This window comes from Rhizobium quercicola, assembly GCF_021168455.1.
GTDB lineage: Bacteria > Pseudomonadota > Alphaproteobacteria > Rhizobiales > Rhizobiaceae > Ferranicluibacter > Ferranicluibacter quercicola.
In genome coordinates, this window is the sequence record NZ_JAJOZR010000001.1 from 236,749 (window position 1) to 249,919 (window position 13,171).

General features: G+C 65.5%; 13 protein-coding genes. 10 read left to right on the top strand and 3 right to left on the bottom strand.

Annotation, left to right across the window (positions count from 1 at the left end; genetic code table 11):
* Positions 1–363 precede the first annotated feature (363 nt).
* Positions 364–2,256 carry a molecular chaperone HtpG gene (htpG, locus tag LRX75_RS01060; protein WP_231811358.1) on the top strand — a complete coding sequence of 631 codons (1,893 nt, stop codon included), beginning with the start codon at positions 364–366 and terminating at the stop codon, positions 2,254–2,256.
* Positions 2,257–2,395: 139 nt separating this feature from the next.
* The gene (locus LRX75_RS01065) at positions 2,396–2,752 is read left to right on the top strand and encodes a hypothetical protein (protein ID WP_231811359.1); all 357 of its coding nucleotides are present in this window, start codon (positions 2,396–2,398) and stop codon (positions 2,750–2,752) included.
* Between the two features lie 93 nt (positions 2,753–2,845).
* On the opposite strand, the gene LRX75_RS01070 is transcribed toward LRX75_RS01065, so the two are convergent.
* Positions 2,846–3,643, bottom strand: coding sequence for a creatininase family protein (locus LRX75_RS01070; protein WP_269456012.1), 798 nt, complete (start codon positions 3,641–3,643; stop codon positions 2,846–2,848).
* On the bottom strand, positions 3,640–4,068 hold the full coding sequence (locus tag LRX75_RS01075; protein ID WP_231811360.1) for a RidA family protein: 429 nt from the start codon (positions 4,066–4,068) through the stop codon (positions 3,640–3,642). Before LRX75_RS01075 ends, LRX75_RS01070 begins: the two co-directional genes overlap by 4 nt.
* 167 nt (positions 4,069–4,235) lie before the next feature.
* Between LRX75_RS01075 and LRX75_RS01080 the strand changes: the two genes are divergently transcribed.
* The 8 genes from LRX75_RS01080 (at position 4,236) to LRX75_RS01115 (ending at position 12,585) form a co-directional block, all read left to right on the top strand.
* Positions 4,236–5,240 carry an ABC transporter substrate-binding protein gene (locus LRX75_RS01080; protein WP_231811361.1) on the top strand — a complete coding sequence of 335 codons (1,005 nt, stop codon included), beginning with the start codon at positions 4,236–4,238 and terminating at the stop codon, positions 5,238–5,240.
* A gap of 4 nt (positions 5,241–5,244) precedes the next feature.
* The gene (locus LRX75_RS01085; protein ID WP_231811362.1) at positions 5,245–6,099 is read left to right on the top strand and encodes an ABC transporter ATP-binding protein; all 855 of its coding nucleotides are present in this window, start codon (positions 5,245–5,247) and stop codon (positions 6,097–6,099) included.
* 1 nt (position 6,100) lies between these two features.
* Positions 6,101–6,934, top strand: a complete 834-nt coding sequence (locus LRX75_RS01090; protein WP_420851123.1) for an ABC transporter permease — start codon at positions 6,101–6,103, stop codon at positions 6,932–6,934.
* A 4-nt stretch (positions 6,935–6,938) separates the two neighbouring features.
* A complete protein-coding gene (locus tag LRX75_RS01095) occupies positions 6,939–8,231 on the top strand; it encodes a cytosine deaminase (RefSeq protein WP_231811363.1) in 1,293 nt (430 codons plus the stop codon).
* Positions 8,228–9,628 carry an FAD-binding oxidoreductase gene (locus LRX75_RS01100; RefSeq protein ID WP_231811364.1) on the top strand — a complete coding sequence of 467 codons (1,401 nt, stop codon included), beginning with the start codon at positions 8,228–8,230 and terminating at the stop codon, positions 9,626–9,628. The genes LRX75_RS01095 and LRX75_RS01100 overlap by 4 nt, the downstream gene beginning before the upstream one ends.
* 3 nt (positions 9,629–9,631) lie before the next feature.
* Positions 9,632–10,228, top strand: coding sequence for an NAD(P)H-dependent oxidoreductase (locus LRX75_RS01105; protein ID WP_231811365.1), 597 nt, complete (start codon positions 9,632–9,634; stop codon positions 10,226–10,228).
* 51 nt (positions 10,229–10,279) lie between these two features.
* Positions 10,280–11,236 carry a LysR family transcriptional regulator gene (locus LRX75_RS01110; RefSeq protein ID WP_231811366.1) on the top strand — a complete coding sequence of 319 codons (957 nt, stop codon included), beginning with the start codon at positions 10,280–10,282 and terminating at the stop codon, positions 11,234–11,236.
* Positions 11,237–11,427: 191 nt separating this feature from the next.
* A complete protein-coding gene (locus LRX75_RS01115; RefSeq protein ID WP_231811367.1) occupies positions 11,428–12,585 on the top strand; it encodes a GGDEF domain-containing protein in 1,158 nt (385 codons plus the stop codon).
* Here the strand turns inward: LRX75_RS01115 and LRX75_RS01120 are convergent, their stop codons facing one another.
* A complete protein-coding gene (locus LRX75_RS01120; RefSeq protein WP_231811368.1) occupies positions 12,586–13,149 on the bottom strand; it encodes a 3'-5' exonuclease family protein in 564 nt (187 codons plus the stop codon).
* Positions 13,150–13,171: the final 22 nt, after the last annotated feature.

The window sequence follows — 13,171 nt, forward strand, 5'->3', positions numbered from 1 at the left end:
CCGAAGGGCGGGCCCGATGCCCGATCCGATGCCCGATCCGATGTTGGTCCCGGCCCGGCCGCAGGCCCTGTCGCCGATGGCGCTCCCGGCCCTGCAGACGGCCCTGAGGATGGTCCGGCACCGGGTACGGGCCCTGCGCCCGACCAGGGTGCCGGCGCTCCTGCCGCTGGCGAAGAGGCGCTGCGGCCGTAAGGCATCCTGCCGGCCGATGATGGAACGGCGTCCCGGGGTATCCGCCCCGGGGCAACGTCCGCATGTTTTTTCCCCGACAACTTGACAGGGACCGCCCCGAGCCTCTTGAATCCGCACGAAATCTTCGCCAACTGGTCGTTCGACATTCGACCATGACGGAGAAGACGACAGATGACGAACCTTGATGCGGACCGCCCCGCCGAGAGCCATGTTTTCGAAGCCGACGTGTCGCGTCTGCTGCACATGATGGTGCACTCGGTCTATTCGGACAAGGACGTGTTCCTGCGCGAGCTGATCTCGAACGCGGCCGACGCCTGCGAGAAGCTGCGTTTCGAGGCGATCGCCGCGCCGAACCTTCTGGGCAGCGATGCCGACAGCCGGATCACGCTGACGCTCGACGAGGACAATCGTCGCCTCGTCGTCGAGGACAACGGTATCGGCATGAGCCGCGAGGAGCTGATCGAAGCGCTGGGCACGATCGCACGCTCCGGCACGCGTGCCTTCATGGAGCGGATCGAGGCTAATAAGGCGGGCGAGGGCGCACAACTGATCGGCCAGTTCGGCGTCGGTTTCTATTCCTGCTTCATGGTCGCGGACCGGGTGGATGTGGTCTCGCGGCGTGCCGGTTCGGAAGAGGCCTGGCTCTGGTCGTCGGACGGGCAGGGCGCCTATACCGTCAGCCCGGTCCACCTCGCGGATGCCCCGGCGCGCGGGACGCGCATCACGCTCAACCTGATGGAAGACGCCAAGAGCTATGCCGCGCGCTGGTCCGTCGAGCGGATCGTCAAGGAGCAGTCCGGCCACGTGCCGGTGCCGATCGCCATTGTGGAGAAGCCCGGTGCCGAGCCTGTGCCGCTGACGGACGGCACGGCGCTCTGGACGCGCGCGAAGAACGAGGTCTCCAAGGAAGATCACGCCGATTTCTATCGCAGCCTGTCTGGCCAGTACGACGAACCGGCCCTGACCGTGCATTTCCGTGCCGAAGGACGCCACGAATATACGACGCTTGCCTATATTCCGGGAGCGCAGCCGTTCGATATGTTCGATCCGGACCGCAAGGGCCGGATGAAGCTCTACGTGAAGCGCATCTTCATCACCGATGAAGCCGACGTGCTGCCGCGCTATCTCCGCTTCGTCCGCGGTCTCGTCGATACCGCCGACCTTCCGCTGAACGTCTCGCGCGAGATGATCCAGGAAAGCCCGATCCTCTCGGCCATCCGCAAGGGCGTGACGAGCCGCATCATCACGGCCATCGAGAAGCTGGCGGAGAATGACGCCGAGGCTTTTGCGAAGGTGTGGGAGAATTTCGGCGCGGTGCTGAAGGAAGGCATCTACGAGGATGGCGAACGGCGCACGCAGCTTCTGTCGCTGGCCTGCTTCAAGACGACGGCAGGCGGCGCGGAGAGCCGCTCGCTCAAGCAGTATGTCGAAGACGCCAAGCCGGAGCAGTCGGCGATCTATTATCTCACCGGCAACAGTGTCGAACAGCTGAAGGCGTCGCCGCAGCTGGAAGGTTTCCGCGCGCGCGGGATTGAGGTTCTGCTTCTGACGGATCAGATCGACAGCTTCTGGGTCATGACGGCCGGCGAGTTCGAGGGCAAGGCCTTCAAGTCGATCACGCAGGGTGCCGCCGATCTCGCCCAGTTCGCCAAGCCGGAGGGCGAGGCCGAACAGGACAGCGCGCCCTCCGCCGACGTCGCGACCTTCATCGCCTACGCCAAGGAGAAGCTCGCGGGCGAGGTTTCCGACGTTCGTGCCTCCGACCGCCTGACGGAAAGTGCCGTCTGCCTCGTTGCCGCCGAGGGTGGCTATGACCGGCAGATGGAAAAGATCCTGCAGGGTGCCGGCCGGCTGGAGCTTTCGGCAAAGCCGATTCTCGAGATCAACCCGGCGCATCCGCTGGTCAAGGCGATTGCCGCCAAGGCGGACGGAACTGCGTTGAAGGAGGATGCCGCCCTCCTCCTTCTCGATCAGGCGCGCGTGCTCGATGGCGACAAGCCGGCCGACCCCCGTGCCTTTGCGGAGCGCCTGACGCGGGTGTTCGAGCGCGCTTTGCAGGCGTGACGCTCTTGCCGCCGGCCCGCGCGACGCAGCGGACCGGCGGCGGCAGCGCGTCGGAAAATCATGCCTAAATCAGCGTATGGTACATGAACAAAGCTGCGAAAGAGGCGTTGATGGGGGCCACTCAACAATAGGATTTCCTATGAAGCGCCTTCTTCTTCTCGCCGGTCTTTCCCTGTCGCTCGCTGCAGGCGCAGCGGTCGCCCAGGAGACACCTCCGCCGCCGCCGGCACCGCCCGCTGCAACCGATGCCATGACCCCGCCGCCCCCGCCCCCGCCGGGTGGACCGCGTGGTCCGGAAGAGGCCCGGAAGGGCGACAAGGGCCCGCGCGGCCCCGAGGGTCATCGCCCGCCGCCGCCGCCCTCGAAGGCCGCGCATTACCGCGTGGAGACGGACGAGGTGAAGATCGATCTGAAATGCGCCGACGACGAGCCCGCAAAGGCTTGCGCCGATCTCCTGATGTCGACCATCGACAAGCTCGGCATCGCCCGCGACTGATCGCAGCGCGAACAATCGCACAGATGCAATGCAAGACGCCGGCCGGGAGCGATCCCCGCCGGTGTCTTTCGTTTTCGACAGGACGTGCCTCGATTATCGCGCGCCCGGCAATGGCGCCTTCCGCATGTCGTTGAGAAGCGTGACCAGGCCGCGCGCCTGATGCTCGGCCAGGGCCTTGCCTTTCTCCATCGTCGCCTGCGCCGCCTCGCCGACCGCGCCGCCGGGGTTGAGATCGCTGGCGATCCAGGCATAGGCGTGGGTGCCGGTGGCACGCAGCAGCGCGAAAGTCTCCTCGTCCCGAGCGACGACGGAGGGAAAATCCTCGGCCTTCTCCATATCGACGGCGTGCGGCCGGAAGTGCAGGATCAGGGACGTCTCGGCATCGCCGCCGTGAATGCCGAAGCGGTTTTCCACATCCGAGAACAGCCCGTCCGGTTTGCCGAAACGGGACCACGAGGTTTTCGCGACCAGCATGCCCTCGGTCACCCGGAGCTCCCGCGCGACGATGCCCATGACCTCCTCGTTGCCACCATGGGAATTGACGATCACCAGCTTGCGAATGCCGGCGCGGGCGACCGACTGACCAAGGGCGATCCAATGGTCGATGAGCACGGTTGCCGGTATGGTCAGCGTGCCCGGCGCGTGCAGGTGTTCGTTCGATTTTCCGACCGACTGGATCGGCAGGATGCGCAGGTCGAGGTCTCCGGGCAGGAGCGGGATCATCGTCTTCAGCATGCCGCGGGCGATCGTCGCGTCCGTGCCGCAGCCGAGATGGGGGCCGTGCTGCTCCGTTGCCGCGATGGGCAGGAGCGCGATCGTTTCCATGGGACCGATATCTTGAAAGTCCGTGGTCGCGAAATCGCCCCACCAAATCTTGCGCTGACCGGTCATGATCTCGGCTCCTCTTCTGCCAAAGGCGTCTCGATCGCCGCGGCGACGACCTCGATCTCCACCACGAACTCCGCGCGTGTGAAGCCGCTGACGATCATCAGGGTCGATGCCGGGGGATGTCCGGCAAACAGCCGGTCGCGCACGCGCATATAGGGCGCCATGTGTTCACGGCCGGTCACATAGGCATTGATCCGCACGACATGGGCAAGGCTCATGCCGACCCCTTCGAGGATTGCCTTCACATTGGCAAAGCAGATCTCCGCCTGCCCCTCGCAATCGGCCGGCACCGTGTCGTCGGCGCCGAGACCCAGCTGCCCGGAGCAGAAGACGAGCCGTGCGCCGGGCGCCACCTCGACCCCATGGCTGTAGGCCGCGAAAGGCGGCGCGATGCCCGAAACGGGGACCGGACGATGCGCTGGTTTCATCGTGGATGAGGATGTGGAGATTTCCGAAAAAATGCCTTGCAATTGTGCATGCCTCTTTTAGTATCATCGCATTCCGCTGATACAGTACACATTAGAAAGACGATTACCACTCCTTTCATCAGCTCAACTTATTCCGCCACTCCCGTCCCCCCGAAGGATCTCTGCCCATGCCGAACCTGCCCGTCTCTGCATTCCTTCTCTCCCTGGCCGTTTTCGCCGCCACGCCGGCGCTCTCGGCCGATAAGGTGACCTTCGGCACGAACTGGCTCGCGCAGGCCGAGCACGGCGGCTATTATCAGGCCGTTGCCGACGGCACCTATGCGAAATACGGGCTCGACGTGTCCATACGGCAGGGCGGGCCGCAGGCTGCCAATCGCAATCTTCTGATCGCCGGGCAGATCGATTTCTACATGGGCGGCACGCTCGGCTCGTTTGACGCCGTGGCGCAGGGCATTCCGCTGGTGACGGTCGCCGCCATCTTTCAGAAGGATCCGCAGGGCATTCTCGCGCATCCCGATGCCGGCATCGAGAGCTTCGAGGACCTGGCCAAGGCCAAGACGATCTTCATGGGCAAGGAAGGTTTCACCACCTACTTCACCTGGATGAAGGCCAACTTCAAGGGCTTCTCGGACGAGCAGTTCAAGCCCTACCAGTTCAATCCCGGCCCCTTCCTCGCCGACAAGGGCTCCGCCCAGCAGGGCTACATCACGTCAGAGCCGTTCGAGATCGAGCGGCAGGCCGGCTTCAAGCCGAAGGTCTTCCTGCTCGCGGATGCCGGCTACGATCCCTATTCCACGACGATCGAGACGCAGACGGCGCTGGTGGAAAAGAACCCGGACCTCGTCCAGCGCTTCGTCGATGCGACGGCCATCGGCTGGTACAATTACATCTATGGTGACAACAAGGCCGCCAACGCCCTGATCAAGACCGACAATCCGGAGATGACCGACGAGCAGCTGGCCTTCTCGCTTGCCAAGATGAAGGAATTCGACGTTCTGGAATCCGGCGATGCGAAGGAAGGTGGAATCGGATGCATGTCGGATGCGCACTACAAGGCCTTCTATGACAAGATGGCCGCGATCGACGTCGTCAAGAAGGACCTCGACATTGCGAAGTCCTACACGCTGCAGTTCACATGCAAGAAGGTGGGCATGGACCTGAAGAAATCCTGAGCCGATGATGCAGGCCGTTTCCTCCGGCACGCCGGACGGCGCCGAGGCGGTGCCGGTCCCGGCATCGCCCCGCAGCGTGGTGTCGCTCCGCGACGTCACCAAGCGCTTTTCCAACGGCACGATCGCGCTCTCGCGCATGACGATGGACATCCGCAAGGGCGAGTTCGTCAGCCTTCTCGGGGCGTCCGGCTGCGGCAAGTCGACCGCGCTGCGGATCATCGCGGGGCTCGGGCGTGCCTCGCAGGGCATGGTCGACTGGCCGGCCTCGCGGATCGGGCGGGACGGGCGGCCGGATGCCGATATCGGCTTCGTGTTTCAGGAGCCGACGCTGATGCCGTGGAAGCCGGTGTTCGAGAACGCCTATCTTCCGCTTCGCCTGAAGGGCATGGGCAAGGGCGAGGTCCGCGACCGCGTGATGGGGGCGCTGGAAACCGTGGGCCTCAAGGATTTCGCCAGGGCCTATCCGAGGGAGCTCTCGGGCGGCATGCGCATGCGGGTGTCGATCGCCCGGGCGCTCGTGACCGACCCGAAGCTCCTCCTGATGGACGAGCCCTTCGGAGCGCTCGACGAGATCACCCGGCAGAAACTGAACGACGATGTGCTGCGTCTCTGGAGCGAGAAGGATCTGACCGTGGTGTTCGTCACGCATTCCGTTTTTGAGGCTGCCTATCTCTCCAGCCGCATCGCGGTCATGGGCGCCCGGCCCGGCCGGGTCGTCGCGGATATGATGCTGCCGCGCCCCGAAGGTCGCGAGAAGGACGAGGGCTTCCGCGCGTCCGACACCTATGCCGATCTCTGCCGCACGGTGTCGCGGGCGCTCGTGCACGCCATCGCGGCACCCGCCGGCGAGGACGCCTGAGATGGACATGGCGATCGAGCCCGCATCCTCCGACGAAACGCCCGGCCTCGGCCGAAGCCGGCTGCTGCGGGTCGTGGTTCCCGCCGTCATGCTGGGGCTTACGCTTCTGGCCTGGGAGGTCTACGTCCGCGTCAACGCCGTGCCGCCCTACATCCTGCCGGCGCCGAGCCTCGTCGCGCAGACGTTGGTCAAGGACTGGGGTACGCTTTATCCGGCTCTGCTCGTTACGCTGCGCATCACGTTCTCGGCGCTGATCCTCGCGCTCATCGGCGGCACCTTGCTCGCGGTTCTGCTCGTCCAGTCGAAATGGGTGGAGCTCGCGCTTTATCCCTATGCCGTCATCCTGCAGGTCACGCCGATCGTCGCGATCGCGCCGTTGATCCTCGTCTACGTCTCCTCGACGCAGGCCGCGATCATGATCTGCGCCTTCCTCGTCGCCTTCTTCCCCATCCTGTCCAACATGGTGCAGGGCCTGAAAAGCGTCGATCACAACCTCCTCAATCTCTACGATCTCTATGGCGCGAGCCGCTGGCAGCAGCTGCGCCTTCTGAAACTGCCGGCCGCCCTGCCGTATTTCATGACGGGGCTGAAGATCGGCGGCGGTCTGTCGCTGATCGCAGCGGTCGTCGCGGAGTTCGCGGCGGGGTCGGCCGGCGCCGGTTCGGGCCTCGCCTTCCGGCTGCTGGAAGCGCAGTACCGCCTCAACATTCCCCGGCTCTTCGCAGCGCTGGTCCTCCTCTCGGCAACCGGCGTCGCCATCTTCGCCCTCACATCGGTCGTCGCCTGGCTGTCGCTGCGCCGCTGGCACGAAAGCGCGCTTGCGCGGGAGAATTGACGACATGACGATCGCAACACCTTCGACCGACATTCTCATCCGGAAAGGCCGCATTCCCGGCCGAAGCGGTTTTCCCGGCGCGGATATCCGGCTTGCCGATGGACGGATCGCGGCCATCGGCCCGTCCGGCTCGCTGATGCCGGCGGGTGGCGAAACGGTGCTGGACGCGGATGACGGCATCGTTCTCCCCGCCTTCGTGGACCTGCACACCCATCTCGACAAGGGCCACATCACGCCGCGCAGGTCCAATCCGGACGGCTCGTTCATGGGCGCGCTTACCGCAGTGACCGCCGATCGCGTGGCGAACTGGAACGCTGCCGACGTCGAGGCGCGTATGGAGTTCGCCCTGCGCTGCGCCTATGCGCATGGCACGGCGGCCATCCGCACGCATCTCGATTCCGCCCCGCCGCAAAACGGGATCTCATGGCCGGTCTTCGCGCGGAAGCGGGAGGAATGGGCCGGACGCGTCGAGCTTCAGGCGACGGCGCTCTGCGGGCCGGACCACGCGCTCGACACGGCGCTGGTCGAAGAACTGGCGCGCACGGTCAAGACCTATGGCGGATCGCTCGGCGGCGCGATTTCCGTGTTCGACCGGGCCGGGGAAGCGATCGCCAATCTCGTGGAGGCCGCCGGTCGCCATGGCCTCGATCTCGACCTCCATATCGACGAAAGCGGCGACACCGCCTCGCGCAGCCTGTCGCTGCTGGCCGATCGCATCATCGAGACCGGCTTTTCCGGTCGCGTCCTGGCGGGACATTGCTGCTCGCTCGCAATTCTTGCCCGTGAGGATGCGAAGGCGACCATCGACCGCGTGGCCGAAGCCGGGATCGCCGTGGTGTCGCTGCCCATGTGCAATCTCTACCTTCAGGACCGCCGAGCGGAGGAGACGCCGCGCTGGCGCGGGGTGACGCTGCTGCGCGAGCTGAAGGCGGCGGGCGTCGCGGTCTCTCTTGCCTCCGACAATACGCGCGATCCGTTCTACGCCTATGGCGACCTCGACATGCTGGAAGTGCTGCGCGAAAGCGTGCGCATCGGCCATCTGGACCATCCGGAGGAGAAGCTTGCCGATTGGTTTTCCGCGGTCGCCGCTGTTCCGGCGTCCACCGCCGGCTTTGCCTATGGCGCGACGCTTGCGGTGGGCGCACCGGCCGATCTCGTCGTCGTGCGGGCGCGCACCCCCGGCGAACTCTTCTCGCGGCCCCAGTCCGACCGCACGGTCATCCGCGCCGGCACGGTCGTCGCAGCCCGGCTTCCCGATTATCGCGACCTCGACACCCTTCTCGGAGTGACATCATGACGCTCGACGCTTTCCGCAACGACATCGGCTCCATCGCGGTCGAAGACAATCCGAAGCTTGTGCAGAAGAAAAGCCGGGACTTCTACTGGTATTCGCCGGTGCTGAAGCGCCAGCTCGATCACGTCACCGCCGATCTCATCGTCAGCCCGAAATCCGAAGGGGAGGTGGTCGAGGTTCTCGCGGCCGCCCACCGGCACGGCATCGCCATCACGCCGCGCGGTGCGGGCACCGGCAATTACGGACAGGCCATGCCGCTGGCAGGCGGCGTGGTGCTGAACCTTGCCGAGATGAACCGCATCATCGAGACGAGCCCGGTGCATGTGAAGGCGGAAACCGGCGCCATCCTCGAAAAGATCGACCAGCAGACACGGGCCGCGCATGGCAGCGAAATCCGGTTCTTCCCCTCGACCTACCGCACCGCCACGGTCGGTGGCTTCGTCGCGGGCGGGTCCGGCGGTGTCGGGTCCATCCGCTGGGGCGGGCTGCGGGCGCTCGGCAATATTCTCGGGCTCACGGTCGTCACCTGCGAGGCGGTGCCGCGCGTGCTGAAGATCGAGGGCGCCGACATTCTCAAGGTCGCGCATGCCTACGGCACCAACGGCATCATCACCGATGTCACCCTGCCGCTGACCGCGGCCTACGACTGGATCGACGGCCTCGTCGGCTTCCCCGACGTCATGGCGGCGACGCGTTTCGCCGAGGCGCTGGCACGGCAGGACGGCATTCTGACCAAGGAGATCGCGGTGGTCGCCGCACCCGTGGCGCACGACTATTTTCCCCACTATCGCCGCTTCTTCGAGCGCGAGACGTCGCTCGTCGTCGTCATCGCCGCACCCCACGCCATGGATGCGCTGGCGCTTCTCGCCGCGCATCACAGGGGCGATCTCGTCTACCGCTCGGATACTGTGCCGCCGGAGGAGAAGCGCCAGTTTCCGCCGGTCTACGAGCTGTGCTGGAACCATACGACGATGCGTGGGCTCAAGGTCGATCCGTCGATCACCTATCTCCAGACGCAATATCCCGATTTCGAGCATGTCCGTCGCATCCACGAGATGCTCGGCGACGAGATGCCGCTGCATCTGGAGATGATCCGCTTCGACGGCCGCATCGTCTTTTCCGGCCTGCCGATCGTTCGCTTCACCAGCGAGGAGCGGCTGGAGGAGATCATCGCCATCCACGAGAACAATGGCTGCCTCGTCTTCAACCCGCATCGCTACACGCTGGAGGAGGGCGGCATGAAGCAGACGGATGCCGGCCAGCTCGCCTTCAAGGGCGAGGCCGATCCGAAGGGGTTGCTCAACCCCGGCAAGATGGTCGCCTGGGAAAATCCGGACTACGACTTCAACCAGAAGCGCAGCTGGGTCTTTGCCGGTCTGCAAAGCATGGATGCGGCGTGAGCCATGGCGCGTATCCTGCTCATCCACGCGCATCCGGTGGAAACCAGCTACAGCGCGCAATTGCGCGATGTCGCCCGGCAGGCGTTGGAGGCGCGGGGACACGCGGTCGATCTGCTCTCGCTCTACGACGAAGGGTTCGATGCCGTTCTTTCGCGCGAGGAACGGCTGAACTACCACGACGAGGCCATCAACATCACGCCCGAGATCGCGCCCTATGTGGCGCGCATCCGGGCGGCCGATGCGGTGGTGCTCGTGCACCCGGTGTGGAATTTCGGCCTCCCGGCGATCCTGAAAGGCTTCTTCGACCGCGTGTTCGTGCCCGGCGTCGCCTTCAGAATGGCGGCGGGCGACAAGGGCAAGCTCGTGCGCATCCTGCACAATGTGAAAACGGTCGCCGTGATCACCACCTATGGCGGCCCGCGCTTTCGCGCCATGCTCGTCGGCGACCCGCCGCGCAAGGTGGCGCGCCGCGTGCTGTGGGCGATCTTCCGCCCGAAACGGCCGGTGCGCTATCTCGCACTCTATAATATGAACGGCAACGGCCCGGCCGAGCTCGAGGCCTTCAAGGCGAAGGTGGCAAAGGCGATGGCGGCGATCTAGACTGTTCGGGACGATACATGCCGGCATTCACCTGCCGGAGGAGGAGACAGCTTGGCAGGCGGTATCAAGACGGCGACCGACACGCTGGAGGTCGGCGAGCGCACGCGCGGCGAACTCGACATCCGCCAGCTGCGCGTGCTGAAGACCCTGCTGTCGGAAAGCAGCGTTTCCCGCACGGCGGCGATCCATGGCCTCAGCCAGCCGGCGGTCAGTCTCACCCTTCGGCGGTTTCGGGCGATGACCGGCGATCCGCTGCTGGTGCGCAGCGGCACCGGCCTTGCTCCGACGCCGCGGGCGCAGGATCTCGTCACGCTCGTCGATCGCATCCTCGATGACATCGACCATCTCGCCGGGCGCGAGGCCGACTTCGATCCGGCGACGTCGCAGCGGCGGGTGCGCATCGTCGCGGCGACCAGCTTCGGCCCCTTTCTCGTTCCCCGTCTCATCCGTCATCTGCGGCAGGTCGCGCCGCACATGATGCTGGAAATGCTGCCGATGCCGAGCATGGCGGCGCTTCAGCAATTATTGGAGGCGGGCGAGGTCGATCTGGTCCTCGCGCACCGCCAGCCTGCCTCGCGCAACCTGCGGGGCGAAACGGTCACCGAATGCCGGACCGTCTGCATGCTCGACCGGCATCATCCGCTTGCGGCGGCGTCCGCCATATCGATGGACGACTATCTGGAGCTTGAGCACCTGTCGCCCAACCCCCCGCACGGCGCCTCCGTCAGTCCCATCGACGGACATCTCGCCGAACTCGGCCTGCAGCGCCGCATCCGTGCGAGCCTTTCGGAATATGCGCTCGTCCCCATGGTGCTCGCCGGCAGCGATCTCGTCTTCACGACGTCGAAGCCGTTCGCGGATCATTTCGCGGCGCTGTCGGATATCGCCGTGGTGGATGCGCCCGAGGAGTTCGGCGCCATGTCCGTCTTCCTGTTCTGGCACGAGCGGGCCCATCATTCGACCTTCAACGCCTGGCTGCGCCGCCTCGTCCGCGACATGCTCGTGTAGCAAGATGGGCGCATGTCGCGGAATCTGGGGACGGGAGACGATGTTTACCCGCTGTTAAAGCGTGGGAATTAACGTTCGCATCGACGCACCGGACATCGTCCTGCGGGGTCGCTGCGATGCAGGCTCCGCCCACGGGTCGTTCGGCGTCGCGATACAGCCGGCGCCGGGGCGGCACCGGCAACGAGGGTGGCATGGAAAATTTCGCATTTCTTTTGCCGGTCATCTTTTGCGCCTTCGGACTGACCTTCCTCTTCGTCGGACGTCACGAACGGCGATCGGCGCCCTGGTGGGGCATCGGCTATCTCTGCGCCGCGCTCGGCTTCATCATGCCGATCCTCCCGGAGACCTTTCCCGGACCGTTCCGTTCGCTCACGGCGGATACGCTTTTCCTGCTGGCACTGAGCTTCAATGGGCAGGGCCTGTTGGCGCAGTTCCGCCGGCATCTGCCGGTCTGGCCGCGGGCGCTGCTCGTCGCGGTCGGCATCCTCGCCTCCGTCGTCTCGACGTTCATCCTCGAAAACCCGACGCTGGCGCTGGCGGCGAACGACCTCCTGACGTCGCTCTGCTTCGTCGTCCCCGCCCTTGCCGTCATGCGGCATGCCCGGGGTGCCGCGGAGCGCGTGCTGGTCGCCATCGTTTTTCTGGTCGTCGCGGACTCGCTCGTCCGCAACATCGTCATGACCGTGCTCAACCGCAATCCGAGCGACTTCGAGACCTTCCTGCTGTCGCCCTATGCGTTCCTGATGCAGACGACGAGCACCGTGATCGGCATCCTCATGGCGCTTGCGGCGCTCGCCTGCGTGACGCTTGAGGTCATCGACCGCTACAAGGACGTGGCCGAGCGCGATCCGCTGACGGGCCTCCTCAACCGGCGCGGCTTCGACAGGCTGTCCGGCCAGAAAACGATCGCCGGCGCCGTGATCGTGTGCGACATCGACCATTTCAAGCGCGTAAACGACCAGTATGGCCATGCTGCCGGCGATGCCGTGATCGCCGAGCTTGCACGCATTCTGACGCTGGAGCCGGTGGATGGTGCGGTGCTTGCCCGGTTCGGCGGCGAGGAATTCGTGCTGTTCCTGCCGGGTGTCGCCTGCGAGGCCGCGCGTGCCGTGGCTCATGCGATGCATGCCCGCATCGGATCGACCGACTGGACGCGGATCGGCGTCGGCGCCGTCACCGCCAGTTTCGGCGTTTCGGCATCCCGCAGTGGCGATCTCAGCATCTACGAGGTCATGGCCCGTGCGGATCGCGCGCTCTATGCCGCCAAGACGGCCGGCAGAAATCGTGTCTTTACAGAAGGCGAGAGGGCGGCCGGGCCGCGCCCGGCGCCGGCACGGGCCGTCGCCTGATCACAGCGGAACGGTCGGGGCGTTCCGACGCTCCGTGACGGCCTGTGCCGCGGCCTTTCGGATGGCAAGCCATCGCGCATGCTCCAGCGTCGCATCGCCCAAAGCCCGGTGTACGGGTTGCGCGGGTTCGGTGCTCTCGATCATGCTCTTCACGAAATCGGCGATCTCGCGGCGGGTGAATGTGCCGTCCATGATGGTCCGGGCATGCGCCAGAAAGACATCGTCGGATTTGCCGAGTCTCAGGGCATGGCGTGGCAGGCCGCCGGCGCGCAGCAGCACGCTCAGCCATTTCCCGTCCCACGAAGGGGCGCTGGCGTAAAACGCATGGCCCTCCAGCGCGTCCAGCATATCGCGCGCGACCTCCGCAGCGGGCGTGCCCTCCTGGTGGAGACGCCGGCGGGAGAGGCCATGGATCCGCTCGGCCTTCACCGACCAGTCCGTCCAGTCGGGCGTCGGGCGGATCAGGTGGGCGCGCGACGTTCCATCCTCGAAAACCCAGGCGACCTCGACCGGATAGCTGTTCTTGCCGAGGGAAGACGCTTCGAAATCGAGAAACACGAGCATGGCACCGATCCGGGACGAGGTG

Bases quoted from the DNA above. Each gene is read 5' to 3' on its own strand.
- LRX75_RS01090 (WP_420851123.1), top strand. From the start codon at position 6,101: ATGGACATGGCGATCGAGCCCGCATCCTCCGACGAAACGCCCGGCCTC.
- LRX75_RS01095 (WP_231811363.1), top strand. From the start codon at position 6,939: ATGACGATCGCAACACCTTCGACCGACATTCTCATCCGGAAAGGCCGC.
- LRX75_RS01085 (WP_231811362.1), top strand. From the start codon at position 5,245: ATGATGCAGGCCGTTTCCTCCGGCACGCCGGACGGCGCCGAGGCGGTG.
- LRX75_RS01105 (WP_231811365.1), top strand. From the start codon at position 9,632: ATGGCGCGTATCCTGCTCATCCACGCGCATCCGGTGGAAACCAGCTAC.
- htpG (WP_231811358.1), top strand. From the start codon at position 364: ATGACGAACCTTGATGCGGACCGCCCCGCCGAGAGCCATGTTTTCGAA.
- LRX75_RS01115 (WP_231811367.1), top strand. From the start codon at position 11,428: ATGGAAAATTTCGCATTTCTTTTGCCGGTCATCTTTTGCGCCTTCGGA.
- LRX75_RS01070 (WP_269456012.1), bottom strand. From the start codon at position 3,643: ATGACCGGTCAGCGCAAGATTTGGTGGGGCGATTTCGCGACCACGGAC.
- LRX75_RS01065 (WP_231811359.1), top strand. From the start codon at position 2,396: ATGAAGCGCCTTCTTCTTCTCGCCGGTCTTTCCCTGTCGCTCGCTGCA.
- LRX75_RS01080 (WP_231811361.1), top strand. From the start codon at position 4,236: ATGCCGAACCTGCCCGTCTCTGCATTCCTTCTCTCCCTGGCCGTTTTC.
- LRX75_RS01075 (WP_231811360.1), bottom strand. From the start codon at position 4,068: ATGAAACCAGCGCATCGTCCGGTCCCCGTTTCGGGCATCGCGCCGCCT.
- LRX75_RS01120 (WP_231811368.1), bottom strand. From the start codon at position 13,149: ATGCTCGTGTTTCTCGATTTCGAAGCGTCTTCCCTCGGCAAGAACAGC.
- LRX75_RS01100 (WP_231811364.1), top strand. From the start codon at position 8,228: ATGACGCTCGACGCTTTCCGCAACGACATCGGCTCCATCGCGGTCGAA.